This is a genomic window from Nocardiopsis sediminis, from assembly GCF_042650565.1.
GTDB classification, from domain to species: Bacteria; Actinomycetota; Actinomycetes; order Streptosporangiales; family Streptosporangiaceae; genus Nocardiopsis_B; species Nocardiopsis_B sediminis.
The window spans coordinates 334,215-360,807 of sequence record NZ_JBHSBH010000004.1 but is presented as its reverse complement, the minus strand read 5'-3'; the positions used below and the strand labels follow the sequence as shown (position 1 = coordinate 360,807).

The window sequence follows — 26,593 nt, the reverse complement described above, 5'->3', positions numbered from 1 at the left end:
GAGCTCACCATGCAGCAGGCCATCAACCTGGCGCTGCGCACGGCGCTGGCGGAGGACCCCGCCACGCTGGTCTTCGGCGAGGACGTCGGCCGCCTGGGCGGCGTCTTCCGGGTGACGGACGGCCTCCAGGCCGCCTTCGGCGAGCAGCGGGTCTTCGACACCCCGCTGGCGGAGTCGGCCATCGTCGGCCTGGCGGTGGGGCTGGCCATGAACGGCTTCCGGCCCGTCCCCGAGCTCCAGTTCGACGGCTTCGCCTACCCGGCCGTCGACCAGATCGTCAACCAGATGGCGCGCATGCACTACCGCTCGCGCGGCACAGCCCCCATGCCCATCACGCTGCGGCTGCCCAGCTTCGGGGGCATCCGCGCGCCCGAGCACCACGGGGAGAGCCTGGAGGCGCTGTTCGCCCACGTGCCGGGGCTCAAGGTCGTCGCCCCGGCCGATCCCGCCGAGGCCTACCGGCTGCTGCTCCAGTCGATCCGCGCCGACGACCCCGTGGTGTTCATGGAGCCCAAGGCCCGCTACTGGGAGCGGGGCCCTGTCTGCACAGGGCCCGACGGACCGTCCCCCGACCCGGTCGGGACCTGCCGGGTCGTGCGCCCCGGGCGCCACGCCACGCTGGTGGCGTGGGGCGCGATGGTGGGGCGCTGCCGCAGGGCGGCCGACCTCGCCGCGGAGGACGGCGTCGACCTGGAGGTGGTCGACCTGCGCTGGCTCAAGCCGATCGACGCCGACGGCCTGGCCGCCTCGGTCTCGCGCACCGGGCGGGCGGTCGTGGTCCACGAGGCCCCGCTGACCGCCGGGCTGGGCGCCGAGGTCGCCGCCCTGGTCACCGAGCGGTGCTTCCGCGACCTGTCGGCCCCCGTGCAGCGGGTGACCGGCTTCGACGTCCCCTACCCTGCGGGCCCGCTGGAGCCGCAGTACCTGCCCACCATCGACCGCATCCTGTTCGCGGTCCAACGGACCCTGGAGTACTGACGACGATGGCCGAACAGACGTTCCTCCTGCCCGACCTCGGTGAGGGGCTGGTCGAGGCGACCGTCCTGTCGTGGCTGGCCGCTCCCGGCGACCGGATCGACCGCAACAGCCCCCTGGTGGAGCTGGAGACCGCCAAGTCGGCGGTGGAGATCCCCTCCCCGCACACCGGCGTCGTCCTGCGCCTGCACGCGGCCGAGGGCGACACCGTCGCCGTCGGCGACCCCCTGGCGACCTTCGAGGCGGCGCCGTCGCCGGGCATCGTCGGCACCGTCCCCGCCGAGGAGGAGCCGGCCCGCCGGGTCCGCCTGCGGCCGCCCCCCGAGTGACGCGGCCCCGCCGCATCCGGCCCGCTCCCGGGTGCGGCGGCACGACCCCGGGGACCCGCGTATCCCCGCCCGCCCGAGACGACCCCGGAGGTGGCCCGTGGCCCGCACGCCGGCCGGCGACTCACCGCTGCACCACACCGTGACCCGCGGCAGCGGGGTCCCGGTGGTGCTGCTGCACGGCTTCGGCACGAGCCACCACGCCAACTGGATGCGCACCGGCTGGGACACCGCCCTGGCCGGGCGCACCACGGTCGGGCCCGACCTGCGCGGGCACGGCGGCAGCGGGCGCCCGCACGAGCACCGGGCGTACCTGCCGGAGGCGATGGCCGACGACGTCGTGCGGCTGCTGGACGTCCTGGACATCGAGCGGGCCGACCTGGTGGCCTACTCGATGGGTTCGCGGCTGGCCTGGGAGCTCGCGCTCACCCGGCCCGATCGGGTGCGGCGCGCGGTCCTGGGCGGATTCGGTCCGGTCGATGCGTTCGAAGGCACCGACCTGAACTCGCCCGGTAGCGCGGACACCCCCTTCGGCCGGGTCTTCCGCGCGGCCGCGGCGCTGCCCGGCGCCGATCCCGCCGCGCTGGCCGCATGCGCCCGCGGGCAGGCGGCGCGGCCCTTCACCGCCTCCCCCGCTCCGCGGGGGGTGCCGTTGCTCTTCGTGGCCGGTGAACGCGATGACCTGGCCCGGGGGGTCGAGGAGCTGGCCCGCGCAACCGGCGCTCAGGCGGTGCGGGTGGCCGGGCGCGACCACCGGACCGCGGTGTCGGCGCAGGCGTTCAAGAAGAGCGTCGTGGAATTCCTCGGCCGCGGCGCGCGGGCCGATTCGGACACCCCGGACCTGATCGGCTGAGCGGTATCGGTGACCCGGCGGTCACACAACGCCGCGGCCCCGGATTGAGCGGAAATCGCCGTTGCGGCGCACCCGGCGACCAGGTGATACAGGCGAGCGGGGCTCCAAAGGGCGGTGTCCGTTTCGCTCCGCTCTCGCCTTCATAACAACCTTTCCAGATGGATTGGTGACAATTCGCCGAACGGCTATCGTCCCGCAACAGAACCCGGTGAGTGTGCCCGACGTGTGGGCCGCCCGCGGGCCGAAGGGGAGTGAAGAGTGAACCGGAACCTAGCCGTCAAGTTCGCCGCCATCGCGGCGGCCGGCGTCGTGACCCTGGCCATGACGGCCTGTGACAGCCCCCAAGGCGGCGAGGAGGGCGAAGGCTCCTCGGGCGAGGGCGGCGGCCTGCGGGTCGGCCTCGCCTATGACGTCGGCGGCCGGGGCGACCGGTCGTTCAACGACTCCGCCTACCGCGGGCTGGAGCGGGTCCAGGAGGAGCTGGGCATCAGCGCCGACGACGTCCAGGACTTCGAGCCCCAGGAGGGCGAGTCCGACGTCGACAAGGAGGAGCGCCTGCGGCTCATGGCCGACGAGGGCTTCGACGTCGTCATCGGCGTCGGCTTCGCCTACGCCGAGCCCATGCGGGCGGTCGCCTCCGACGAGGCCTACTCCGACGTCCACTTCGCGATCGTCGACTCCGAGATCGACGACCTCGACAACGTCACCAGCCTGGTGTTCACCGAGGAGCAGGCGTCGTTCCTCGCCGGTGCCGCTGCGGCGCTGAAGACCGAGGAGGACCACGTCGGCTTCATCGGCGGCGTCGAGACCCCGCTCATCCAGAAGTTCGAAGCCGGGTACGTGGCGGGCGTCGAGGAGATCGACCCCGACATCGAGGTCGACATCTCCTACCTGACCCAGCCGCCGGACATGGCGGGCTTCTCCGACCCCGCGCGCGGCAAGTCCACCGCCGAGGGGCAGTACGACGGCGGCGCCGACGTCATCTACCACGCCGCCGGCGCCTCGGGCAACGGCGTCCTGGAGGCCGCCACCGAGCAGGAGCGGCTGTTCATCGGCGTCGACAGCGACCAGTACGAGTCGGCGACCGACGAGCAGAAGCCGTTCGTCGTCACCTCGGCCCTCAAGCAGGTCGACACCGCGGTGTTCGAGTTCGTGCAGTCGGTGGCCGACGACGACGTCCAGTCCGGCATCCAGCGCTTCGACCTGGCCAGCGGGGGCGTCGACTACTCCACCGCCAACGAGGAGCAGATCGGCGACATCCAGGAGCAGCTCGACGAGCTGAAGCAGCAGATCATCGACGGCGAAATCGAGGTCCCGACCGAGCCGTAGGGTGGCTCGGTCCGGTCACAGCGGCGCCGGGATCCAGGGAGCGTGCCCTGGTCCCGGTGCCGCGGCGCGTCATAGCGCCCCACATCCGCCGCCGCCGGCGGGCAGATCCTCGCCGGGCGGCGGCCATCAGCACCTAGGAGTCGGATGAGCAGCACGCCATCGGGCGGCGGGGAGGCACCTCCCGCCGCCGTTGAGCTGCGCGGGATCACCAAGCGGTTCCCCGGGGTCGTGGCCAACCACGACATCGACATCACGGTCGCGCCCGGCACGGTCCACGCGATCGTGGGCGAGAACGGTGCCGGGAAGTCCACCCTCATGAAGACCCTCTACGGCATGCACCGGCCGGACGAGGGCACGATCGCGGTCCACGGCCGGCCCGTCCGGCTGAACTCCCCCTCCGACGCCATCAAGCACGGCATCGGGATGGTGCACCAGCACTTCATGCTCGCGGACAACCTCACGGTCATGGAGAACGTGGTGCTGGGCGCCGAGGGCCGGCACGGCATCGGCGCCAAGGCGCGGGCGCGCATCGCGGAACTGGGCCGGCGCTACGGGATGGGCGTCGACCCCGGCCTGCTCATGGAGGACCTGGGTGTCGGCGACCGCCAGCGCGTGGAGATCCTCAAGGTCCTCTACCGCGGGGCGGGGATCATCATCCTCGACGAGCCGACGGCGGTCCTGGTGCCCCAGGAGGTCGAGGAGCTCTTCGACAATCTTCGCGAGCTCAAGCGCGAGGGGCTGACGGTCATCTTCATCTCGCACAAGCTCGACGAGGTGCTGTCGGTGGCCGACGAGATCACGGTGATCCGCCGGGGCACGACCGTCGCCACCGTCGACCCGGGCGCCACCACGGCGCGCGAGCTGGCCACCCTCATGGTCGGCGGCGAGCTCCCGGTTCCCGAGCTGCGCGAGTCCACCGTCACCGACCAGGTGATGCTGCGGATCGACCGGCTGCGGGTGGCCGGCCAGGGCGGCCGCGCGGTGGTCGACGACGTGTCACTGGAGATCCGCAGCGGTGAGATCGTCGGCATCGCCGGGGTGGAGGGCAACGGCCAGTCGGAGCTGATCGAGGCGGTCATGGGGATGCGCCCGGCCGACTCCGGGAGCATCGCGCTCGGCGGCACCGACATCACCTCGTGGTCCACCCTGGCGATCCGCGAGGCCGGGGTCGGCTACGTCCCCGAGGACCGCCACCGCCACGGCCTGCTGCTGGAATCCCCCTTATGGGAGAACCGGGTCCTGGGCCACCAGGGCCGTCCGCCCAGCGCCAAGGGGCCGTGGATCGACCGCGGCGGCGCCCGCGCCGACACCGAGCGCATCGTCGCCGACTACGACGTGCGCACCCCGGGCATCGACGTCATCGCCGACGCGCTCAGCGGCGGCAACCAGCAGAAGCTGATCGTGGGCCGGGAGATGAGCGGGGCACCGAAGGTGCTGGTCGCCGCGCACCCGACCCGCGGCGTGGACGTCGGCGCGCAGGCCGCCATCTGGGACCACCTGCGCCGGGCGCGCGCCGAAGGGCTCGCCGTGCTGCTGGTCTCCGCCGACCTCGACGAGCTGATCGGCATGTCCGACACCCTGCACGTGATCCTGCGCGGCCGACTGGTCGCCTCGGCGGACCCCATGACGGTCACCCCCGAGCAGCTGGGCTCGGCCATGACCGGGGCCGGCGGCAGCGAGCCGGACGACACGAAGGACGAGGGCGGCGCATGAGGACCTCCATCTCCCCACCCCTCGCCGTCGTCCTGGCGGCGGTGGCCGGGACCGGCATCACCGCCGGCCTCGACCTGTTCCTGCTGGCGCCGGCGGCGCTGGCGATCGGCGTGGCCGCGGCGTTCGCGGTCGTGGCGGCGCTGACCACGGCGACCACCCCCGATGCGGGGTCGGCCGTGCACCGGAGCCTGGTCCTGCCGATCGCGCTGGTGCTGTCGGTGGTGCTGGGCCTGCTGGCCGGCGTGGTGCTCGACGCGTGGCTGATCGAGCCGGCCGCCTACGCGCTGGGCGCGCTGATCGGGGCGGTGGGCGCGTTCGCCGTCCACCGCCGGCTGTCCACGCAGCTGGCGCTGGCGTTCGCCGCGGTGGCGGTGGCCGGCGTGCTGGCCCTGTCGGTCACCGCGGCGGTGCTCTGGGTCAGCGGCACCGACCCGTTCCGGGCGTTCTCCCGGATGCTGGAGTTCGGGACCCGGCCCGACAACCTGGTGCGCATCATCAACGCGGGCACCACGTTCTACCTGTCGGCGGTCGCGGTGGCGATCGGCTTCAAGATGAAGCTGTTCAACATCGGCGTCGACGGCCAGTACCGCCTGGCGGCGCTGCTGGCCGCGGCGGCCGGGGGCGCCTGGGTGCTGCCGCCCGTCATCCACCAGATCGTCATCGTGCTGGTGGCGGTCGCGGTGGGCGGCTTCTGGGCGGGCATCGCCGGATACCTGAAGGTCAAGCGCGGGGTGTCGGAGGTGATCTCCACGATCATGCTCAACGCCATCGCCACCGGCATCACCGCCTACCTGCTCAACACCGACCGCCTGGCGGTCGAGATCAGCACGAACAACATCGGCACCACGCCCATCCCGGAGTCGGGGTGGGTGCCGGGGATCCCCGCGGGGTTCATGGGCGCCGACCGCGAGATCTACGGGCTGGTGGTCCTGGCCGTCGCGGTGGGCGTCGGCTACTGGACGCTGCTGAACCGCACCCGGTTCGGCTTCGACCTGCGCGCCACCGGGCAGTCCCCGACCGCCGCCCAGGCCAGCGGGGTCAACGTCAAGCGCATGGTGCTGCTGTCCATGGTGATCTCGGGGATGATCGCCGGTCTGGTCGGCATCCCGCAACTGCTGGGCCAGTCGCACTACTACGCCCTGGACTTCCCGGTGGGGCTGGGCTTCACCGGGATCGCGATCGCCCTGCTGGGCCGCAACCACCCGGTCGGGGTGGCGTTCGCGGCGCTGTTCTGGGCGTTCCTGGACCAGGCGTCGCAGATCCTGGACATCGACGGCATCCCCAAGGAGATCGCCGTCGTCACCCAGGCGACCATCGTGCTGACCGTGGTGGTGGTGTACGAGGTCGTGCACCGCTGGGGCCTGCGCTATCAGCAGCAGCAAGTCGGTAAGGAGCTGGGCCGGGTGGAGGTGGCGTCGTCATGAGCCAGGAGATGACCGCTGCGGCGCCCGCTGCGCCCGCTCCGCCGCGCACGGCCGCGCGCACCTGGTGGCGGGTGGCCGCCCTGGCGGCGGCCGCTTTCGTGGCGCTGGCCGGTGTCCGGTTCATCACCGGGCAGCAGATGCTGACCAGCGCCGGGACGATCCAGGCAACGCTGGCCTTCGCGGTGCCCATCGGCCTGGCGGGCCTGGGCGGCCTGTGGGCCGAGCGCGCGGGCATCATCAACATCGGCCTCGAGGGCATGATGGTGCTCGGCACGTGGACGGCGGCCTACGCCGCCTACACCACGGGCAGCCCGTGGGCGGGCCTGGTGGCCGGGGTCCTCGGCGGTATGGCCGGCGGGCTGGTCCACGCTCTGGCGACGGTGACCTTCGGGGTCGACCACATCGTGTCGGGTGTGGCCATCAACATCCTGGCCGTGGGGGCGATGCGCTACCTGTCGCTGCTGTTCTTCGACGGCATCCCGGGGGCGGGCGCCTCGCAGTCGCCGCCGCTGCCGGAGTTCCCGCGGGTGGGCCTGCCGTTCGTCGCGGACCTGCTGGCGCCGGTGCGCGACTCCGGCTGGTTCCTGGTGTCGGACCTGGCGTCGCTGATCACCGGGGCGACCACGGGGATGTCCGTGGTGACGCTGCTGGCGATCCTGCTGGTGCCCGCGACCTTCTGGGTGCTGTGGCGGACCCCGTTCGGGCTGCGGCTGCGCTCCTGCGGGGAGAACCCCGACGCCGCGGAGTCGCTGGGGGTACCGGTCTACACCTACAAGTACGTCGCGGTGCTGCTGTCGGGCGGCTTCGCCGGGCTGGGCGGCGTGTTCCTGGCCATGGTGGCGTCGTCCATCTACCAGGAGGGCCAGACCGGGGGCCGCGGCTACATCGGCCTCGCCGCGATGATCTTCGGCAACTGGCGGCCGGGCGGCCTGGCCATGGGCGCCGGGCTGTTCGGCTACACCGACGCCCTCCAGGTCCGCGGCGGCGGGGCGGCGGTCCACTCCCTGCTGCTGCTGATCGGGGTGGCGCTGCTGGCCGCGGCCGGGTGGCTGCTGTACCGGCGCGCGGTGCGCAACGCGGTGATCGCCGCGGTCGTGGCCGTGGGGCTGCTGGCCTGGTACACCTTCACCGACACCCTGCCGGGGCAGCTGGTCACCTACAGCCCGCACATCGCGACGCTGCTGGTGCTGGCGCTGGCCTCGCAACGGCTGCGGGCCCCGGCCGCGGTCGGCCGGCAATGGCGGAAGGGGACGTCGTGACCGACGCCGGCGGCGCGCGGGCGCCATCGGTCGACTGGCCGCGGCTGCGCGCCGCGGCCGGCGCCGCCATGCGCCGCGCCTACGCCCCCTACTCGGGGTTCAAGGTGGGCGCGGCCGCGCTGGTCGACGATGGCCGCACGGTGAGCGGCTGCAACGTGGAGAACGCCTCCTACGGGGTCGGGCTGTGCGCCGAATGCGGGCTGGTGTCGCAGCTGCACGCAACGGGCGGCGGCCGGCTCGTGGCGTTCGCCTGCGTCGACGGCGACGAGCGCCCGCTGATGCCGTGCGGGCGCTGCCGCCAGTTGCTGTTCGAGTTCGGCGGCCCGGAGCTGCTGGTGGACACCCCCGAGGGCGTGCTGCCGATGTCGCGGGTACTCCCCCAGGCGTTCGGCCCCCACGACCTCACCCGCTGACGGCTCCGGCCATCCGGGCGGGCACGGCCGTGCCCGCCCGGACCGGACCGCCGCCCCCACCCCCCGCAGGAGGACCGGATGGACGTCATCGACATCATCGTGGCCAAGCGCGACGGCGGTGAGCTCACCCCCGCGCAGATCGACTGGGTCATCGACGCCTATACGCGCGGCGAGGTCGCCGAGGAGCAGATGGCCGCGCTGAACATGGCGATCGTCTGGCGCGGCATGTCGCGCGCCGAGGTCGCCCGCTGGACCGACGCCATGCTGCGCTCCGGCGAGCGGCTCGATTTCACCGGCCTGGACCGGCCCACCACCGACAAGCACTCGACCGGGGGCGTCGGCGACAAGATCACCCTGCCCCTTACCCCGGCCGTAGCGGCGTGCGGGGCGGCGGTCCCCCAGCTGTCGGGGCGCGGGCTCGGCCACACCGGGGGCACCCTGGACAAGCTGGAGTCCATCCCCGGCTGGCGGGCGCAGGTGCCGCCCGGCGAGATGCGGCGGCTGCTCGGCGAGGTGGGCGGGGTGGTGTGCGCCGCGGGCGGCGAGCTGGCCCCCGCCGACCGCAAGCTGTACGCGCTGCGCGACGTCACGGGCACGGTGGAGTCCATCCCGCTGATCGCGGGCTCCATCATGTCCAAGAAGCTGGCCGAAGGCACCGGGGCCCTGGTGCTCGACGTCAAGGTCGGCTCGGGCGCGTTCATGAAGACCCCGGCCGCGGCGCACGAGCTGGCGCGGACGATGGTCGGCATCGGCAACGACAACGGTGTGCGCACGGTCGCCCTGCTGACCGCCATGGACACCCCGCTGGGCCGCCGGGTGGGCAACGCGCTGGAGGTCGCGGAGGCGCTGGAGGTGCTGGCCGGCGGCGGCCCGCCCGACGTGGTGGAGCTGACCGTGACGCTGGGCCGGGAGATGCTCCTGGCCGCGGGCATGGCCGGGGCCAAGGACCCCGCCGACGCGCTGCGCGACGGCTCGGCGATGGACACCTGGCGGCGCCTCATCGCCGCGCAGGGCGGCGACCCCGACTCCCCGCTGCCCGCGGCCGCCGAGACGCTGGAGGTCCCCGCGCCGGAGTCGGGCACGCTCACCCGGCTGGACGCCCACGCCGTGGGCATCGCCGCCTGGCGCCTGGGAGCGGGCCGGGCCCGCAAGGAGGATCCGGTCTCCCCCGGCGCGGGCGTGACCCTGCACGCCAAACCCGGCGACCCCATCACGGCCGGCACCCCGCTCCTCACCCTCCACACCGACGACCCCGCCCGCTTCCCGCGCGCCGTTGAGGCACTTGAGGGCGCCTTCACGGTCGACGGCCCCGACGAGCGCCTGCCCCTGGTCATCGACCGGATCGCGTGAGCGGGCGCCGGGCCCCGGCCCGGCGGCGGTCACCCCGCGGGGAACAACCGGCGCACCGACTCTTCCAGGTGGGTGAGGTGGCCCTTGGCCTCGGCGCGGACCGTGGTGATGTCGTTGTCGACCGGGGTCACCACCTCGATGTAGGCCTTCAGCTTGGGCTCGGTGCCCGACGGGCGCAGGATGATGCGGCCCTCGACGGGGCCGCGGAGGCGGTAGCGCAGGGCGTCGGTGGGCGGCAGGCCCTCGCGGCCGCCGGCGAAGTCCTCCACCGCATCCACCGCGAACACGCCGAAGTCCTCCGGCGGGTCCGCGCGCAGCGCCGCCATCGTCTCGGCCATCACCTCGACCCCCGGTGTGCGGACCGCGACCTGGCCGGTGGTGTGCAGGCCGTAGCGGCGCGCCTGGTCGTCCAGGAGGTCCAGCAGGGTCCGGCCCTGGCGCTTGGCGCGGGCGGCGATCGCGGCGACCGCCAGGGCCGCGCCGATCCCGTCCTTGTCGGCCACCGGGCGACCGGAGTCACCGCCCACGCAGTAGCCGATCGCCTCCTCGTAGGCGAAGACCAGCCGCTCACCGGGCCCGGCGGCGCGCACCAGCCACTTGAAGCCGGTCAGCGTCTCGGCGCAGCGCACCCCGTGATCGGCGGCGATCTTGGGCAGGAGCCCGGCCGAGACGATGGTGGTGGCCACGACCCGGTCGCCGCCGGTCGTCGCGTCCAGGACGTGCTCGGCGATGAGGCCGCCGACCTCGTCGCCGGTGAGCAGGCCGTGGCCGGGCACGGCGACCGCGAGGCGGTCGGCGTCGGGGTCGTTGGCCAGGATCAGGTCGCTGTGGTGGTCGCGGCCGGTCACCAGCGCGAGGTCCAGCGCGCCCGGCTCCTCCGGGTTGGGGAATTCCACCGTCGGGAAGTCCGGGTCGGGCTCGCCCTGCTCCATGACCACCCGCGGCGACGGGAACCCGGCCCACGCGAACGCGTGCAGCAGGGTGCGCGTGCCGACGCCGTGCAGCGGCGTGTAGGTGATCTCGACATCGCGGTCGCGGCCGGTCGGCAGCGCGCAGATCGCGCCGAGGTAGTCGTCCACGACCCGGCCGTCCAGGACCGTCCAGTCGGCCCCCAGCGGCAGCCGGTCGACCGGGCCGGCCGCGTCGATCGCGGCGGAGATCTCGGTGTCGGCCGGGGGCACGATCTGGCTGCCCGCGTCGGGCCCCGACCCGCCCACGTAGACCTTGTAGCCGTTGTCCCGCGGCGGGTTGTGGCTGGCGGTGACCATGATCCCGGCGTCGGCGCCCCGGGCGCGCACGGTGTGGGCGAGCACCGGGGTCGGCAGCGGGCCGGGCATCAGCAGCACGGTGCACCCCGCCCCGGTGAGCACTTCGGCGGTGTCGCGCGCGAAGTCGGCCGACCGGTGGCGCGCGTCGAAGCCCACGACGACGGTGCCGCGCCCGCCCAGCCACGCGGCCACCCCCGCGGCGGCGCGCATGACCGTGACCCGGTTCATCCGGTTGGGGCCGGCGCCCAGTTCGCCGCGCAGCCCCGCGGTGCCGAACTCCAGGCGGGAGCCGAACCGGTCGGCCAGCGCGGCGTCGTCGCCGTCGTCCAGCAGCCGCCGCAGCTCCTCGCGGGTCCGCGGGTCGGGGTCCTGCTCCAGCCAGGCACGGGCCTGGTCGCGGAGGGTATCGCCCATGTCGTGCGTCGTCCTTCTCGTGGGTGCGGAATCGGTCGGCCGGGCGCCGGAGCGCACCGCGGGACGGCCGGTGCTCAGGGCTTGGGGAGCCGGTCGACGATGGCGGCGAGCAGCCCGCCCACGTCGCCGGCGGCGTCGCGGCCGGCCGCCAGGACGTCGGCGTGGTCGAGCGGCTCCCCGGTGAGGCCCGCGGCGACGTTGGTCACCAGGGACAGCCCCAGGACCCCGGCGCCCTGCTCGCGGGCCGCGATGGCCTCCAGCACGGTGGACATGCCCACGAGGTCGGCGCCCATGGTGCGCAGCATGCGGATCTCGGCGGGGGTCTCGAAGTGCGGGCCGGGCATCGAGGCGTAGATGCCTTCGCGCAGCTCGGGCGCCGCCTCGCGGGCGAGCGCCCGCAGCCCGGCGCCGTAGGTATCGGTGAGGTCGACGAACGCGGGGCCCACCAGCGGGCTGCGGCCGGTCAGGTTGATGTGGTCGCTGATGAGGACCGGCTGGCCGACGCCGAAGTCCTCGCGCAGGGACCCGGCGGCGTTGGTGAGGATGATGGTGGAGGCGCCCGCGGCGATGGCGGTGCGGACGTTGTGCACGACCGGGACCGCGCCGTGGCCTTCGTAGAGGTGCGTGCGGCCGACGAACACGAGGAGGTCCCGGTCGTCGCGGCGGATGCTGCGCACGGTGCCCGCGTGGCCGTCGACGGCCGGCGGGAGGAACCCGGGCAGGTCGCCGGCCCGCATCTCGATGCTCGCGTCGCCGAGCGCGTCGGCGGCCGGCGCCCACCCCGATCCCATGACGAGCGCGGTGCCGTAGTCGTCGACACCGGTGCGCGAGCGCAGCTCGTCGGCGGCCTTCCGCGCGGTCTCCAGGGCCTCGGTGATCACTGTCGTCTCCTCACGTTCGTGGCGTGCGTCGGACGGGCCCGCGGGCGGCGGTCCCCTCCCTTCCCGGCGGCGGTGCCGGGCCCCGGGGACGCGGAGCGGCTCCCCCGCGCGCCCGCGCCGGCCCGGAGACCGCCATCATCTCCCATCCGCGCCGCCGGGCCACGCTTCCATGCCGTGCGGGCGCATGCCCGCTGCGGGCGTCATCCCACCGGCCGGCGCAGCACGAGTTGGACGGCGGCGTCGGCGGTCACCACCTGGCGGCCGGTGGGGGCGAACCCCCCGGCGCGGTAGGCGCGCAGGGCGGCGTGGTTGGACTCGGCCGCGGTGACCAGGACTTCGCGCGCCTCGGGCGCGATGCCGCCGACGAGGGGGCCGAGCGCCATGCAGGCGGCACGGCCGATCCCCTGGCCCTGCCATTCGGGGGCGACGTAGAACGCCCGCAGCATGACCGCGTCGCCCGGGTCGCCCGTGGCGATGCCGGGCGTGACGCGGCGGTCGATGATGCCGAAGCCGACCGGGACGCCGCGGCGCAGGACGGCGAACGGGGTGCGGCCGGGGTCGGCGTCGGCGCGCGGCAGGTTCGCGGCGGCGTCGGCGGTGAAGGCGCGCTGCCCGGGGGCCAGGCGCAGCCGCAGCACGGCGGCGCGCGCCTCGGCGACGTCCGGCGCCGCGCCGTCGAGCCGGAGCAGGCCGATCCGTTCGTGGATGCGCAGAGGGGCGGCTGCCATGGGTCACCTCCCGCTCGCCGTTCCCGTCATCCCAGTGTCGCAGCCCACTCCGAACCACCACCAATCCGGACAGTCCCCCGGTGCGGCGGCCGCGCCGGATCCGCGGCGGGGCAGTCCGGCACGCGATCCGGCCACCCGGTCCGCTTGCGGCGCGGCCGCGGAGGAACCGAAGGCGAACCGCGACGAGACGGGCAGCGGCCCGATGAGGCACCGCTTCCGGGGCGCGCCGCAGAGTGAGCGGGCGGTTGCATCTAGGCTGGCGGCATGGCCGAACCGGTGCCCGCGTGGGCGTATGAGCGGGTCGAACTGTCGACGCCCGATCCGCGGTGGGCGGGGGCCGCCCGCCTCGAAGCCGAACGGCTGGCGCACCTGCTCGCGCCATGGCTGGCCGGCGGGGTCGAGCACATCGGCTCCACCGCCGTACCGGGCCTGGCCGCCAAGCCGGTCATCGACCTCATGGCGGCGGTCACCGGCATCGACGAAGCGGCCCGCGAGGCGGGCGACCGGCGCGCGGCCGACGGCTGGCACCACGTTCCGCCGCCGCTCGACGGCCGGCCCTGGCGGCGCTTCTACGTCAAACCGGACGAGTCGGGGCTGCGGCGCCGCGCCCACCTGCACATCCTCGAACAGGGCCACCCGCGCTGGGCCGACCAGCTGGCGTTCCGCGACGCGCTGCGCGCCGACCCCGGCCTGCGCCGCGCCTACACCGAGCTGAAGCGGCGCCTGGCGCGCGAGCACCCCGACGACCGCGAGCGCTACACCGACGCCAAGTCGGCGTTCGTCGCCCTGGCGCTGGGCCGGTCCGGGGAGTTCAGGTACCGATAGGCTGCCAGACGGTCTTGATCTCCACGAAGCGCGACAGCCGCTCGATGCCGGGGTCGGCCTGCTGCCAGTCGGTGCCCGGCCGGGGGCGCAGGACCCGCTTGAGCGTGGTGGCGGCGGTGCGCTCCAGCTCCGCGGCGAGCCCGCCCGCGCCGGCGAGGTCGAGCGCGTTGACGTCGCCGTGCGCCGCCAGCGGCGGGGCGAGTTCCGCGACGCGCCCGGTGAGCACGTTGACCACGCCGCCCGGCAGGTCCGATGTCGCCAGCGCCTCGGCCAGGGTGACCGCCGGCAGCGGCGCGTCCTCGGCCGCGACGACGACCGCCGTGTTGCCGGTGGCGATCACCGGGGCGATGACCGACACAAGGCCCAGCAGGGGCGACTCCGGCGGCGCCAGGACCGCGACGACGCCGGTGGGCTCGGGGGCGGAGTGGTTGTAGTACGGGCCCGACACCGGGTTCGTTCCGCCGATGACCTGGGCGAACTTGTCCGTCCACCCCGCGTAGTAGACCCACCGGTCGATCGTGGCCGACACCGCCTCCTCGGCGTCGCCCGGCGCGAGCCCCTGGGCGTCGGCGAGTTCGGCGGCGAACTGGGCGCGCCGGCCCTCCATCATCTCCGCGACCCGGTAGAGGATCTGCCCGCGGTTGTAGGCGGTCCGCCCCGACCACCCGGCGAACGCCTTGCGGGCGGCGGCGACGGCGTCGCGCGCGTCCTTGCGGGAGGCGAGTGCGGCGTTGGCCAGGTGGCCGCCCTGGTGCGAGGTCACGGCGTAGGACCTCCCCGACTCCGAGCGGGGGAACGCCCCGCCCAGGTAGAGCTTGTAGGTCTTGCGGACCGCCAGGCGCTCCGCCGCGTGCGGCGCGGCGCCGCCGGAACGGGTCGCGGCGTCGTGCTCGGCCGGTTCAGCCAAGGTATGCCTCCAGTCCGTGGCGTCCGCCCTCCCGGCCGTAGCCGGACTCCTTGTAGCCGCCGAAAGGGCTGGCCGGGTCGAACTTGTTGAACGTGTTGGACCACACCACCCCGGCGCGCAGGCGCTCGGCGGTCCACAGCATCCGCGACCCCTTCTCGGTCCACACCCCCGCCGACAGGCCGTAGGGGGTGTTGTTGGCCTTGGCGACGGCCTCGTCGGGGGTGCGGAAGGTGAGCACGGACAGCACCGGCCCGAAGATCTCCTCGCGGGCGATGCGGTGGGCCTGGCTGACGCCGGTGAACACCGTGGGCGGGAACCAGTAGCCCCGTTCGGGCAGCGCGCAGGCCGGCGACCAGCTCTCGGCCCCCTCGTCGCTCCCGGCCTGCGCGAGTTCGCGGATCCGGCCGAGCTGGGCGGCGGAGTTGATCGCCCCGATGTCGGTGTTCTTGTCGAGCGGGTCGCCCAGGCGCAGCCGCTCGATGCGCACGCGCAGCCGGGCCAGCACCTCGTCGGCGACGGACTCCTGCACCAGCAGCCGCGACCCGGCGCAGCAGACGTGGCCCTGGTTGAAGAAGATGCCGGTGACGATCCCCTCGACGGCCTGGTCCAGGGCGGCGTCGTCGTAGACGATGTTGGCGCCCTTGCCGCCCAGTTCCAGGCCGACCCGCTTGCCGGTGCCCGCGACCGCGCGCGCGATCTCGCGCCCCACCTCGGTGGATCCGGTGAAGGCGACCTTGTCGGTGCCCGGGTGGGCGACCAGGGCGCGGCCGGTGGCGCCGGCGCCGGTGACGATGTTGACCACGCCCGGCGGGAGGTCCGCCTCCTGGCAGATCTCGGCGAACACCAGCGCGGACAGCGGGGTGGTCTCGGCCGGCTTGAGGACCACCGTGTTGCCGGTGGCCAGCGCCGGGGCGATCTTCCAGGCCAGCATCAGCAGCGGGAAGTTCCACGGGATGACCTGGGCGGCCACGCCGATCGGGCGCGGGTCGGGGCCCAGCCCCGCGTGGCCGAGCTTGTCGGCCCAGCCCGCGTGGTAGAAGAAGTGCGCGGCGACCAGCGGCAGGTCGACGTCGCGGGTCTCCTTGATGGGCTTGCCGTTGTCGAGGCTCTCCAGCACCGCCAGCTCGCGGGAGCGCTCCTGGATGATCCGGGCGATGCGGAACAGGTACTTGCCCCGCTCGGCCCCGCTCATGGGGCCCCACACGGTGTCGAAGGCGCGGCGGGCCGCGGCGACGGCGCGGTCGATGTCGGCGTCGCCGGCGACCGCCACCTGGGCCAGCGGCTCCTCGTCGGCCGGGTTGACCGTGGTGATGTACTCGCCGGTGGCGGCCGGGGCGAACGCGCCGTCGATGAACGGCTCGTAGCTGGCGCGCAGCGACACCACCGACCGCGATTCGGGCGCGGGCGCGTACGCGAAGGTCTGCTCGTCCACTGCTCGGCCTCTCAGTCCAGCGTGAAGTAGTCGGGGCCGGGGTAGGCGCCGGTGCCCAGCTTGGTCCGCTGCATCAGCAGGTCGTTGAGCAGGCTGGACGCCCCCAGGCGGAACAGGCCCGGGTCGAGCCAGGCCGGGCCGGCGACCTCGTTGACCAGCACCAGGTTGCGGACGGCGTCCTTGGTGGTGCGGATGCCCCCGGCGGGCTTGACCCCGACGCGGCGGCCGGTGGCGGCGTGGTGGTCGCGGACCGCCTCCAGCATGACCATGGTGACCGGGAGCGTGGCGGCGGGGGCGACCTTTCCGGTGGAGGTCTTGATGAAGTCCGCGCCCGCGCGGATCGCCAGCCAGGAGGCGCGGCGGACGTTGTCGTAGGTGGCGAGCTCCCCGGTCTCCAGGATGACCTTGAGGTGGGCCGGCCCGCACGCCTCCTTGACCGCGGTGATCTCGTCGTGGACCTTGCGGTAGTCGCCCGAGAGGAACGCGCCCCGGTCGATGACCATGTCGATCTCCGCGGCGCCGTCGGCCACGGCGCGGCGGGTGTCGGCGAGCTTGGCCTCCAGGGGCGCCCGGCCGGCCGGGAAGGCGGTGGCCACCGACGCGACCCCCACCCCGGTGCCCTCGAGCGCCTCGACCGCGGCCGCGACCAGGTCGGAGTAGACGCAGACCGCGGCCACCCGCGGCGCCGTCGGGTCGGCGGGGTCGGGGTGGGCGGCCTTGGCGCACAGCGCCCGCACCTTGCCCGGGGTGTCGGCGCCTTCGAGGGTGGTGAGGTCGACCATCCGGATGGCCAGGTCGATGGCGTGCGCCTTCGCCGTGGTCTTGATCGACCGGGTCGCGAGGTCGGCGGCGCGGGCACGGGCTCCGACCTCGTCGACACCGGGGAGCCCGTGCAGGAACGCCCGCCATGAGGCGTTGGACGCCGCCGGGTCGGGCGCTGGTGCGGAATGGGGCACGGACGGACCACCCTCGTCGAAGTCGGAGGCCGCGGCGCCGGTGGCCCGGTGCCGATGATCACGGCCACCATAGTGCCACGCGCACACCACGGAATATGTGGTGTTCTACCCGGATTCGGCCCTGGCCGTCGGCAGGTCTGGATCGTGCATGATGGAGAGCGGGGACGCATGCGCCCCGATCGCCGGCACGAGGGAGGCGGCACCGTGGCCGAGATCCGGATCAGCTCCGACGACGGCCTCGACCTGCGGCGGCTCGCCGCGGCGCTGGCCGAGTCACAGGGGTGGCCGCGCGACCGTGTGGGCATCTGGGAGAACCGCGGCGGCGGCGACGTCGTCCTGACCGTCGAGGACGCCCTCCTCCAGGGCACCGACCCCGACCCCCTCGCCCAGCCCGTGCACACCCGCAGCGACGTGCACCGCGCCTGCGAGCTGCTGCGCCACCGCGACCCCTCGCTGCGCGGGGTGGACTTCCCCGCGCTGCGCGACGAGGCCGCCCGGTTCTTCTCGGCCGGCTGGTCCATCGCCGACCTCCTGCACGCGCTGGGCCACCGGCACGACGGCACGCCTTGGCCGCGCGGCGACGGCTACGCCGGGATCGAATGGCTCCAGCACCGGCTGCGCAACTGGAAGTCGGCCACCGGCGATATCCGCCCCTCGGCGTCCCAGGAGACCGCGCAGCTGCGCATCGTGGGCCGGATCGGGCTGCCCTCCGATCTCGGCCTGCCCCAGGACGACCCCGACGACCGCGGCCATCCCGCCGGCCCCGAGGCCGCCCGCCGGGCGGCCGACGACGCCCGCAGACTCATGCGCGTCCAGTCGCGCACCACGAGCGACGGCCTGGCCCACCGCGACCGCACCGCGGAGCGCATCACCCGCAGAGAGTGAGCCGGAGGAGGCGCTCCACCACGGCGGCGCCTTGCCTCAGCCCCCGCAAGCCGGGCGGGTATCACCACCCATTCCGTCCCCCGTATCGATTGTGCGGCGAATCCGGACACTTGCCTCTACGACACCGCAGAGCGCCTTACGTTACATTCGTGCGAACACGGCCTAACGTGGGGAACGTGGCGCACCGCCTCACGACCAGGAGGAGGCCAATGGGAGAGCCGTCGCTGTCGAGCCTGCTGCCGGTCGAGGCCATCGTCACCGGCATCCACGTGTCCGACTGGCGGGCGGCCATCCGCGCCGCCGGCGAACTCCTGGTCGCCACCGGTGTGGGCACGCAGGACTACGTCCGCCAGATGCAGGAGGCCGTCGACGAGTACGGCCCCTACATCGTCATCGCCCCCGGGCTCGCGCTCGCCCACGCCCGCCCCTCCGACGCCGTCCTGCGCACCGGGCTGTCCTGGGCGGGGCTGGCCACGCCGGTGGAGTTCGGCCACCCCCACAACGACCCCGTGTACCTGGTGATCGGGCTGGCGGCGGTCGACCACGACGGCCATTCGGCGGCGCTGTCGCGGCTGGCCCGGATGCTGGCCGACACCGACCGGCTGGCGTCCCTCAAGGACGCCCCCAGCGCGGCGCGGATCCACGCCATCATCACCGAGTACGAGACGAGTGGCCCCGAATGAAGATCCTGGCCGTGTGCGGCATGGGCATCGGCACCAGCATCCTGTTGAAGAGCAACGCCGAGCGCGCGGTCCGGGAGCTGGGGCTCGACGCCGACGTGGAGGTCGCCGACATCGGCACCGCGCGCGGCGCCGCGGCGACCGCCGACATCGTGCTGACCTCCGGTGAACTCGCCGACGAGATCGGCGACCTCGGGATCCCCATTCTGGTGATCGACAACTTCATCGACGCCGACGAGATCCGCGCCAAGCTCAGCGCCGCATTCCCCGGCTAGACACGGCACAGGAGCGCCCACATTGGAGTGGATCGTCGCCGTCGCGCGCTTCCTCGTCAACGAGGTGCTGAGCGTCCCGGCCTACATGGTCGGCCTCATCACCGCGGCCGGGCTGATCGCCCTGCGCAGGTCCGTCGGCCAGATCGTGGGCGGCGGCATCAAGGCCGTCCTGGGCTTCCTGCTGATCGGGGCGGGCGCATCGCTGGTGGTGGCCGCGCTGGACCCGCTCGGCACCATGATCCAGGGCGCCGCCGGGGCACAGGGGGTCGTGCCCACCAACGAGGCGATCGTCGCCATCGCCCAGGAGCGGTTCGGCGCGCAGGTGGCCTGGATCATGATCAGCGGGTTCGCGCTGAGCCTGGTGCTGGCCCGCTTCACCCCCTTGCGCTACGTGTTCCTCACCGGCCACCACACCCTGTTCATGGCCACCCTGCTGACCATGATCCTGGCCGCGAGCGGCCTGCCCACCGGGGTCACCGTGGCGCTGGGCGCCGTGCTGCTCGCGGTGGTGATGGTGTCGCTGCCGGCGCTGGCCCAGCCGTGGACCCGCCGGGTCGGCGGCGACGGCAAGATCGCGATCGGCCACTTCGGGACGCTGGGCTACATCGCCGCGGGCGCCACCGGCCAGCTCGTCGGGCGCGGCAGCCGCAGCACCGAGGACATGAAGCTGCCCGAGGGCCTGCGCTTCCTGCGCGACTCGATGGTGGCCACGGCACTATCGATGGTGCTGATCTACCTGGCGGTGGCGCTGCTGTTCTGGGCGCGCGAGGGCACCGGGGCGGCGCTGGGGATGTTCCCGCCCGCCGACGGCGTGGCGCCCACCATCGGGCACTTCCTCATGCAGTCGGCGATGCAGGGCCTCCAGTTCGGGATCGGGGTCGCGGTGATCCTCTACGGGGTGCGGACCATCCTGGGCGAGCTCGTCCCCGCCTTCCAAGGGATCGCCGAGCGGGTCGTGCCCGGTGCGGTGCCGGCCCTGGACGCCCCGATCGTGTTCCCGTTCGCGCAGAACGCCGTGCTGATCGGGTTCGTGTCGAGCTTCCTGGGCGGGCTGGCGACGCTGGCGGTCATGGCGGCGTGGCTCAACCCGGTGCTCGGGCTCGCGCTCATCCTCCCCGGGCTGGTCCCGCACTTCTTCACCGGGGGCGCGGCCGGGGTCTACGGCAACGCCACCGGCGGTCGCCGCGGCGCGGTGCTCGGCGCGTTCGCCAACGGGGTACTCATCACGCTGCTGCCGGCGTTCCTGCTCGGTGTGCTGGGCAGCTTCGGGACGGCCAACACCACGTTCGGCGACGCGGACTTCGGCTGGTTCGGGATCGCGATCGGCTACGCCTTCCGCGGCGGTGACGCGGTCGGGGTGGTGCTGGCGCTGGTCGTGGCGGCTGTGCTGCTGGTGGCCGCGATCGTCGTGCAGAAACGGCTGGTCGAGACCGGCTGGGAGCCGGGCGCCCGGCGCACCCCGAGCGAGCGCTGAGGCGCATCGGGCACACCGGCGCAGGCGGCGGTCCGCCCGCGCGCGACGCGTTCAGTCGGGCCGGGCGAACCGGCGGGCGGCCAGCGCCAGGACCACCGCGCTGAACGCCACGACCAGGCCCAGTTCGAGCGCGACCGGAGGGTGGTGGACCCCCCAAGCGACCGGCTCGGACAGCGGCCCGCCCGGGGGATCGGGGATCCGGGCGGCGATGGTGCGGCGCATGGCGTCGACGGCATAGGTCAGCGGGTTGGCCAGGGCGATGGGCGCCATCCACGCGGGCATCGCGCTCACGGGAAAGAACGCCCCCGACAGGAACAGCAGCGGGGCCAGGACGACACTGAGCACCGTGTTGAACGTCTGGACGCGGCGGATGGTCACCGCCATGAGTGCGGTCAACGCGGTCATGGCCAGCGATGCGACGCCAAGTTCGGCGAGGAGCACCACCGACAGGCCGAACCGGTACGGGACGCCCACCAGCCCGGCGCACGCCAGCACCGCGGTGCCGGTGCAGGTGGCGACGGTGGCACCGCCCAGGCACTTGCCGAAGAGCAGGGTCGAGCGGCGGACCGGCGCCACCAGCATCTCGCGCATGAATCCGCTCTGCCGGTCCCAGACGATCGACGCCCCCACGGAGACCGCCGGCGTCTGCGCGGCCATCAGCAGCACGCCCGGGAACAGGAACGCGAGGTAGCCCTCGCCTTGACCGGAGCCGGCCCCCGCCTGGGAGTAGAGTCGCGACAGCCCCACGCCCAGGATGAACAGGAACGCCAAGGGCTGAAGCAGCGAGACGATAGCGCGCACCGGGTCGCGCACGAAGTGCAGCATCTCGCGCCGCCAGACCATGCGCCCGGCGCGCGCCTCGCCGGCCAGGCCGCCGAGGATCCCCGGGATGACCGCGGCCGGCGCGTTCCAGGTGCGGGTCACCCGCGTCCTCCCGTCGGGGCGGTGAGCGCCGGTGGCCCCGGCGCGGGGTCGTCGCGGATGCGGTGGCCTGTGTGGTGCAGGAAGACGTCGTCGAGGCTGGGCCGGATCACGGTCACCGCATAGACGGGGACATCGAGCCCCGCGCACAGGCGGGGGGCGAGCCGGGCGCCGTCCTCGGCGGTGACCGTGACGCCGTCGGGGCCCCCGACGGGGTCGAGCCCGAACCGTTCGCGCAGGTCGCGCGCTGCTGCGGGGTCGTCGCCGGTCCGCAGCACCACCCGGTCGGCGCCGATGACCGACTTCAGCTCCCCGGGGGTCCCCTGGGCGACGACGCGCCCCTCGGAGACGATGGCGATGCGGTCGCACTGCTCGGCTTCGTCGAGATAGTGCGTGGTCAGAAAGACCGTGAGGGTCTCACGCTCGCGGACCTCGTGCAGGTGCCCCCACACCCGCGCCCGCGCCTCGGGGTCGAGTCCCAGGGTGGGTTCGTCGAGGAAGAGCACCCGTGGCCGGTGCAGCAGCCCCCGGGCGATCTCCAGGCGGCGGCGCATGCCGCCGGAGAACGTGCGCACCAGGCTGTCGCGCCGATCGGTGAGCCCGGCGAGGTCGAGCATCTCCGCGATCCGCGCCGGCACCATGGCCCGCGGCAGCCCGTAGAGGTCGGCGTGGAAGCGCAGGTTCTCACGCGCGGTGAGGTCGCCGTCGAGCGTGCTCTCCTGGAAGACCAGCCCGAGCTGGCGCCGGACCGCTCCGGGATCGGCCATGGTGTCGTACCCGGCGATCTCGATGAGGCCCTCGCTGGGGCGGGCCAGCGTGCACAGCATGGCGATGGTGGTGGTCTTCCCGCAGCCGTTGGGCCCCAGGAAGCCGAACAGCTCCCCCTGGCCCACGGTGAGGTCGATGCCGCGCACCGCCTCGATCCCCGGGTAGCCCTTGCGCAGGCCGATGGCCCGGATCGCCGGGATGCCGGGGCCCGGAGGAGGGGCCGCCTGTGCGGGCAGGGCCGCCCGCGGACGGCGACAGGTATCTCTGAACATGTGCTTGCCTCCAAAGGCGTCGCGCCGCCGCGTGGGCGGCGACGGTCCTGCCCGGCTCAGGTCGCCAGGCCAAGCCGTTCCGGCCAGTCCTCGGGCACCGCGAAGCCGAAGCTCCAGCGGTCGCGCTCGGTGGGGTTGACGATGCAGTGCCAGAAGAGGTGCCGGGGGTCCTGCTCCACCTTGAAGAACCGGACGATGCGCGGGCGCTCCCCCAGGGTGACGATCTCGCCGGTCGCGGGGTTCATGTACCGGAAGAAGGTGGTGTGGCCGGGGTCGTCGAAGGGGGCGTCGACGTCGACGATGTACATCCGCCAGCCGGGCTGGGTCTCGTTGGTGTGCCACAACCGGTAGCTGGAGGGCGGGTACCACATCGAGCCGGAGAACCGGATCTCGGTGCCGAAGGCGTCCTCCAGGGCGGCGATGGTGGCGCCCTTGGCGTCGAGGTAGTCGGCGTAGCCGGGGTGGTCGACGTGCTCGTCGAGGTTGACGAGATGGAAGCTGCGCCGGTGGAGGCCGCCGCCGCCGTCTTCCCGCTCGACATCGTCCTGCCAGCGGCGGAACTCCTCGCTCTCCGGCGAGAGGCCGGTGGAGCGGAGGTCCTCCTTGCGGAAGCTCTCGGCGAAGCGGGCGAGGTCGACGGAATCGGGCTTGATCTTGAGCCGCGGGAGTTCGCGGAGCACGGCGTCGAACCCGGGGATGTCGGCGATGGCGTACTCGTGGTGGTAGAAGCCGCTTTCACCGGGCCGGGGGCGGGACTCCTCGGCCGCCGCGGGGACCGCCGAGAGCGCGGATCCCGGCGCGCCGTTCCCCGATGCGGCGGAGCCGGGTGAGACCGTGGACGACGCCGCGGCGAGGTCGGCGAGCCGGAAATCGTAGCCGTGCCGCGCGCCCAGGGCGATGATCTCCTGGGGGCCGGTCATGGCGCGGAGCGCGCGCATGAGGTCCGGCGACGTGTACGCGGTGTGCAGGAATTCCGTGCAGGACTCGATCGACATGTGCGGGGTTGCACCTACCTCTGGTCGGTTGCGGTCGGTGGAGGGTCGAGCAGCAGGACGGAAGGCACCCGTTCGGGCCGGGCCAGGCGCAGGAGGTGCATGCCCATGCCGGAGATCCCGAGGAGCAGCCCGGGGAAGAAGTCGCCGCCGGTGGCTCCGCTCCGGCTCTGGTCGAGGTTGCGCCACTGGGTCTGCACCTGGACGTTGGCCTCCATGCGGAAGGCGGGCTCGTCGTTGAGCAGGGCGAAGCGCAGGAGCAGTTCGGCGTTGCCGGCCCGGCCGTGGCACAGGGTGTCGTTGCGCAGCCGCGGGAAGTTGCGCATGGTGGCGGCCAGCGCCAGGCGGGCATCGTGCATGAGGGTGTCGTCGTCGCGGCCGAGCGCGGACCACGCGGCGATGCGGCCCAGCCCGATCCCGGCCGCTCCGTTGCACCAGGCGTTGGCGTAGTGGCGGCCGCCGCGCGCCACCCCGCCCCCTGAGGGGCGCAGGTCGTACCAGTCGCGCTCGGTGTCGTCGAAGGACCGGGACTCGTAGCCGAACGCGCGGCGTCCGGCGTCGATGTAGTCGGCCCGGCCGAGGTGCACGCCCAGGATGATGAGCGACCACCCGAATCCCGAGGTTCCGTGGGTGAACCCGGTGAGGTGCGGACCTCCGGTCGCCTGCGGCCAGCTCAGGGTGTCGGAGTCGGGATGGGCGGTCCGCAGCAGGTGGTCGGCGCACCTGCGCGCGGTGTCGAGCCCGTGGCCGTCGGTGGCGCCGGCCAGGCCGAGCAGGACGGGGATCAGGCCGGCGGAGCCGTTGAGGACGTCGAGGTGGCGGTCGTCGGCGATCCGGTGGTCCAGGCCGCGGGCGAGCCGGACCGCATGCTCCAGCAGCGCGGGATCGTTCCAGAGCCGGGAGAGGTGGGTGAGCAGGTAGATCAGCCCGCCGACGTCCTGGAAGGCGCCGATGCGGCCGGGGTCGCAAGACACGGTGGCATGCGCCAGCGCGCGCCCGGCCGCCGAGCGGAATTCGGGCCGCGGCACCAGGGAGTCGAGGTAGGCGAGGAACAGGCCGATGCCGGCCGAGCCGTGGTAGAGGTCGGCTTCGACGTCGGTCTGCACGGGGCGCCCGTTGCTCAGGTCGAAGGACGCCCACGGCGCGGGTGCGGAGTGGTCGCGGAGCATGTCGCAGAGGCGCTCGCCCACTTGCGCCGCCTGGTCCAGGCAGGCCGCCGCGAACTCCGGGGTGGCGATCTCGCCTGTGGACAGGCTCGCGGAGATGTAGTGGTGCTGCCGGGCGAGGTTGGTGTCGGACAGCCGGCCGATGCGCCGCGTGATGTGGTCGATCGGGGAGAGCGCGAGATAGGAGGGGATGGCGGTGCGGTGGTCGTGGGTGAGTCCGCGGCCGTCGGCGGCGGCGGTGAAGATCGGGATGTCCATCCGCCACAGTGAGTCGAGTTCGCGCTCGATCAGCACCCCGCCGTCGTCCCATGCGCGAGGGCGGGCCCCCACCGCGGTGGTGAGCAGGTCGACTTCGAGCGGGTCAGCGAGGGCCTTGGGGTGGCGCGCCGACAGCAGGGACTGCGCGTAGACCTGGGTGCCGTGGTTGATGAAGCGCACCGAGGAGCCGGCGAAGGCGTCGGTGACGCAGGCGGCGCTGGACGTGGGGTCCGCCCGGAACCAGTCGTAGACCCGGCGGAAGCCGTCGGCGATGGCATCGGTGAAATCACCGGGCTCCATGAGGGTGTCGCCCAGGAAGACCCGGTTGGCGGCGTCGGGCCGGACCTCGACCCCGGTCTCGTTGGCGACCGCGCTGCGGAAGGTGAGGCGGTCGCCGGTGACGCGGGGCACCGCGACGGGGATCTCATAGGAGGTGCCGCCGGTGGAGCCGCTGATGTGCATGACGGCGGGGTCGCCGCTGCGCGAGGCGGAGTTGGGCCACTCCAGCAGCCCGGTGCCGAAGACGGAGTCGAGGAGGGAGCCGTCCTTCTCGGGCTGACCGGCCGGGCGCACGCCGAGGACGGTCTCGCAGTCGCAGATGAAGGCGTTGCCGTCGGCGACGATGACGTTCTCGAAGTGCAGGTCGCCGCCGCCCAGCACGTAGAAGATCCCGAGGTAGCCGCCGAGCTGGCGGTAGACGTGCTCGGCATCGGCGCGGGCCGCGACCCGGTTGCGGCCCGGCGGGATGTAGGCCTCGTAGCCGTAGCCGTCGCGGGGCAGGACCGCACGCGGGACGAACCCGATCACGCCGTCGCGGTCGAGCCGGCGCAGCAGGGCCTGCATGCCGGCTTCGGAGCGGATGCAGCGCGGCTTGTAGACGACGGTTCCGGTGGCCCCGCCGTCGAGCTCGACGTCGATGAAGGCGACGCTGCGGGCTCCGGCGTGGTGGTCGGAGTTGCCCAGCCGCACCGACCGCACGGCGGTGATCCCGCGGTCGAAGAAGGCGTCGGCGATGGCCGCGGAGTCGGCGGAGAGGTGGCCGACCAGGTCACCGCCGAAGTCGGCCAGGAGCCCGGTGACCTGGGCGAGCCAGCGCCCCAGCACGGGAAAGCGCCGGTAGAAGTCGTGATAGGCGCCGGGATCTCGGAAGGTGTGGTCGAGGTAGCGCAGGTAGTCGTCGCTGGAGGCGGTCGCCGGGTCCGTGCCGGTACGGGCGCAGTGGACCTTGGCGTCGGCCTCGACCGCCCAGGCCAGAGCGAGTTCGAACCGGTCGAGCAGGTGGTGCTGGAAGTCGGCGACCACCCGGGGGGCGATGAGCGCGCCCCCTGGGACGGCCGAGCGTTCGAGAGCGGCGCGCAGGCGGCGGCCGAGTTCGAGCAGGAACGGCTCGGCGGCGATCGCCAGCCGCCCGTAGTACGTATCGGCGCCGCGCCAGTCGGCGTCGGTGTCGCCGAGCGGGTCGCTGAAGCGGTCAAGGGCGGAGCGGTAGGTGGGCAGCCACGACCGGTGGGTCTCGGCGAGCAGCCGACGCGTGCGGTCGTCGGCCTCGCCGAGGTTGAGTTCATGCAGCCGGTAGGAGGTGAGGACGTCCGCGAGCCGCTCCTTGGTGGGCGGTGCGGGGCCGTCCGCCCGCGTTCCGCGGGCGGCCTTCAGCGCAAGCTTGCCCGCCAGGCGGTCGATCTTCCAGATGTCGGCGGGGTGGAGGCCGCCCGATCCCTGCGCCGTTCGGGGGGCGCCGAGCACTGCTGCGATCCGCGTGCGTTCGGCGAGGTTGCAGGCGCTCGCCGCGATGTCGACGGGATAGGCGTTTCCCATACTGGAGGGGCTCCTACCGGGTTGGCGAAGGGGG

At 73.7% G+C, this 26,593-nt stretch carries 24 protein-coding genes; 14 read left to right on the top strand and 10 right to left on the bottom strand.

Going from position 1 to position 26,593, the window contains the following annotated elements:
* Positions 1-9 precede the first annotated feature (9 nt).
* The 9 genes from ACFOVU_RS05710 (at position 10) to ACFOVU_RS05670 (ending at position 9,642) form a co-directional block, all read left to right on the top strand.
* The gene (locus ACFOVU_RS05710; RefSeq protein WP_378531188.1) at positions 10-978 is read left to right on the top strand and encodes an alpha-ketoacid dehydrogenase subunit beta; all 969 of its coding nucleotides are present in this window, start codon (positions 10-12) and stop codon (positions 976-978) included.
* 5 nt (positions 979-983) lie between these two features.
* Complete coding sequence (locus ACFOVU_RS05705; RefSeq protein ID WP_378530473.1) at positions 984-1,304, top strand: biotin/lipoyl-containing protein; 321 nt, start codon at positions 984-986, stop codon at positions 1,302-1,304.
* Positions 1,305-1,401: 97 nt separating this feature from the next.
* Positions 1,402-2,154, top strand: coding sequence for an alpha/beta fold hydrolase (locus ACFOVU_RS05700; RefSeq protein WP_378530471.1), 753 nt, complete (start codon positions 1,402-1,404; stop codon positions 2,152-2,154).
* A gap of 258 nt (positions 2,155-2,412) precedes the next feature.
* Positions 2,413-3,483, top strand: coding sequence for a BMP family lipoprotein (locus ACFOVU_RS05695; RefSeq protein ID WP_378530469.1), 1,071 nt, complete (start codon positions 2,413-2,415; stop codon positions 3,481-3,483).
* A gap of 144 nt (positions 3,484-3,627) precedes the next feature.
* Positions 3,628-5,196, top strand: coding sequence for an ABC transporter ATP-binding protein (locus ACFOVU_RS05690; RefSeq protein ID WP_378530467.1), 1,569 nt, complete (start codon positions 3,628-3,630; stop codon positions 5,194-5,196).
* A complete protein-coding gene (locus ACFOVU_RS05685; protein ID WP_378530465.1) occupies positions 5,193-6,620 on the top strand; it encodes an ABC transporter permease in 1,428 nt (475 codons plus the stop codon). The genes ACFOVU_RS05690 and ACFOVU_RS05685 overlap by 4 nt, the downstream gene beginning before the upstream one ends.
* On the top strand, positions 6,617-7,879 hold the full coding sequence (locus tag ACFOVU_RS05680) for an ABC transporter permease (RefSeq protein WP_378530464.1): 1,263 nt from the start codon (positions 6,617-6,619) through the stop codon (positions 7,877-7,879). Before ACFOVU_RS05685 ends, ACFOVU_RS05680 begins: the two co-directional genes overlap by 4 nt.
* Positions 7,858-8,292, top strand: coding sequence for a cytidine deaminase (locus ACFOVU_RS05675; protein ID WP_378530462.1), 435 nt, complete (start codon positions 7,858-7,860; stop codon positions 8,290-8,292). Before ACFOVU_RS05680 ends, ACFOVU_RS05675 begins: the two co-directional genes overlap by 22 nt.
* A 78-nt stretch (positions 8,293-8,370) precedes the next feature.
* On the top strand, positions 8,371-9,642 hold the full coding sequence (locus ACFOVU_RS05670) for a thymidine phosphorylase (protein ID WP_378530460.1): 1,272 nt from the start codon (positions 8,371-8,373) through the stop codon (positions 9,640-9,642).
* 29 nt (positions 9,643-9,671) lie between these two features.
* On the opposite strand, the gene ACFOVU_RS05665 is transcribed toward ACFOVU_RS05670, so the two are convergent.
* From ACFOVU_RS05665 to ACFOVU_RS05655, 3 genes are all read right to left on the bottom strand, one after another.
* The gene (locus ACFOVU_RS05665; RefSeq protein ID WP_378530458.1) at positions 9,672-11,324 is read right to left on the bottom strand and encodes a phospho-sugar mutase; all 1,653 of its coding nucleotides are present in this window, start codon (positions 11,322-11,324) and stop codon (positions 9,672-9,674) included.
* A 74-nt stretch (positions 11,325-11,398) separates the two neighbouring features.
* Positions 11,399-12,205, bottom strand: coding sequence for a purine-nucleoside phosphorylase (locus ACFOVU_RS05660; RefSeq protein WP_378530456.1), 807 nt, complete (start codon positions 12,203-12,205; stop codon positions 11,399-11,401).
* A gap of 200 nt (positions 12,206-12,405) precedes the next feature.
* Positions 12,406-12,933, bottom strand: a complete 528-nt coding sequence (locus ACFOVU_RS05655; protein ID WP_378530454.1) for a GNAT family N-acetyltransferase — start codon at positions 12,931-12,933, stop codon at positions 12,406-12,408.
* 264 nt (positions 12,934-13,197) lie between these two features.
* Here ACFOVU_RS05655 and ACFOVU_RS05650 point away from each other — a divergent pair, with 264 nt between their 5' ends.
* Complete coding sequence (locus ACFOVU_RS05650; RefSeq protein ID WP_378530452.1) at positions 13,198-13,758, top strand: GrpB family protein; 561 nt, start codon at positions 13,198-13,200, stop codon at positions 13,756-13,758.
* Here the strand turns inward: ACFOVU_RS05650 and ACFOVU_RS05645 are convergent.
* Genes ACFOVU_RS05645 through deoC form a run of 3 tightly spaced genes read right to left on the bottom strand, consistent with a single transcriptional unit; the run spans position 13,745 to position 17,053 of the window.
* Positions 13,745-14,665, bottom strand: a complete 921-nt coding sequence (locus ACFOVU_RS05645; protein WP_378530450.1) for an aldehyde dehydrogenase family protein — start codon at positions 14,663-14,665, stop codon at positions 13,745-13,747. The two genes, ACFOVU_RS05650 and ACFOVU_RS05645, sit on opposite strands and share 14 nt — an antisense overlap.
* A complete protein-coding gene (locus tag ACFOVU_RS05640) occupies positions 14,658-16,097 on the bottom strand; it encodes an aldehyde dehydrogenase family protein (RefSeq protein WP_378530448.1) in 1,440 nt (479 codons plus the stop codon). Before ACFOVU_RS05640 ends, ACFOVU_RS05645 begins: the two co-directional genes overlap by 8 nt.
* Before the next feature lie 11 nt (positions 16,098-16,108).
* Positions 16,109-17,053 (bottom strand): deoxyribose-phosphate aldolase, encoded by a 945-nt coding sequence (gene deoC / locus ACFOVU_RS05635; protein WP_378530446.1) that lies wholly within the window; start codon positions 17,051-17,053, stop codon positions 16,109-16,111.
* 204 nt (positions 17,054-17,257) lie between these two features.
* On the opposite strand from deoC, the gene ACFOVU_RS05630 reads away from it, so the two are divergent.
* The 4 genes from ACFOVU_RS05630 (at position 17,258) to ACFOVU_RS05615 (ending at position 20,367) form a co-directional block, all read left to right on the top strand.
* The gene (locus tag ACFOVU_RS05630; RefSeq protein WP_378531186.1) at positions 17,258-17,938 is read left to right on the top strand and encodes a hypothetical protein; all 681 of its coding nucleotides are present in this window, start codon (positions 17,258-17,260) and stop codon (positions 17,936-17,938) included.
* Positions 17,939-18,147: 209 nt separating this feature from the next.
* Complete coding sequence (locus tag ACFOVU_RS05625) at positions 18,148-18,621, top strand: PTS sugar transporter subunit IIA (RefSeq protein WP_378530444.1); 474 nt, start codon at positions 18,148-18,150, stop codon at positions 18,619-18,621.
* Positions 18,618-18,893 carry a PTS sugar transporter subunit IIB gene (locus tag ACFOVU_RS05620; protein WP_378530442.1) on the top strand — a complete coding sequence of 92 codons (276 nt, stop codon included), beginning with the start codon at positions 18,618-18,620 and terminating at the stop codon, positions 18,891-18,893. The genes ACFOVU_RS05625 and ACFOVU_RS05620 overlap by 4 nt, the downstream gene beginning before the upstream one ends.
* A gap of 22 nt (positions 18,894-18,915) precedes the next feature.
* Entirely contained in the window at positions 18,916-20,367 is a 1,452-nt protein-coding gene (locus tag ACFOVU_RS05615) for a PTS ascorbate transporter subunit IIC (RefSeq protein ID WP_378530440.1), read from the top strand.
* Between the two features lie 51 nt (positions 20,368-20,418).
* Here the strand turns inward: ACFOVU_RS05615 and ACFOVU_RS05610 are convergent, their stop codons facing one another.
* The 4 genes from ACFOVU_RS05610 to ACFOVU_RS05595 are packed head-to-tail and all read right to left on the bottom strand — an operon-like array spanning position 20,419 to position 26,559.
* Entirely contained in the window at positions 20,419-21,291 is an 873-nt protein-coding gene (locus ACFOVU_RS05610) for an ABC transporter permease (RefSeq protein WP_378530438.1), read from the bottom strand.
* Positions 21,288-22,328: an ABC transporter ATP-binding protein gene (locus ACFOVU_RS05605; RefSeq protein WP_378530436.1), complete on the bottom strand. Its 1,041-nt coding sequence runs from the start codon at positions 22,326-22,328 to the stop codon at positions 21,288-21,290. Before ACFOVU_RS05605 ends, ACFOVU_RS05610 begins: the two co-directional genes overlap by 4 nt.
* Positions 22,329-22,384: 56 nt before the next feature.
* Positions 22,385-23,323: a Nif11-like leader peptide family natural product precursor gene (locus ACFOVU_RS05600; RefSeq protein ID WP_378530434.1), complete on the bottom strand. Its 939-nt coding sequence runs from the start codon at positions 23,321-23,323 to the stop codon at positions 22,385-22,387.
* Positions 23,324-23,337: 14 nt separating this feature from the next.
* Positions 23,338-26,559, bottom strand: coding sequence for a type 2 lanthipeptide synthetase LanM family protein (locus ACFOVU_RS05595; protein ID WP_378530432.1), 3,222 nt, complete (start codon positions 26,557-26,559; stop codon positions 23,338-23,340).
* Positions 26,560-26,593 lie beyond the last annotated feature (34 nt).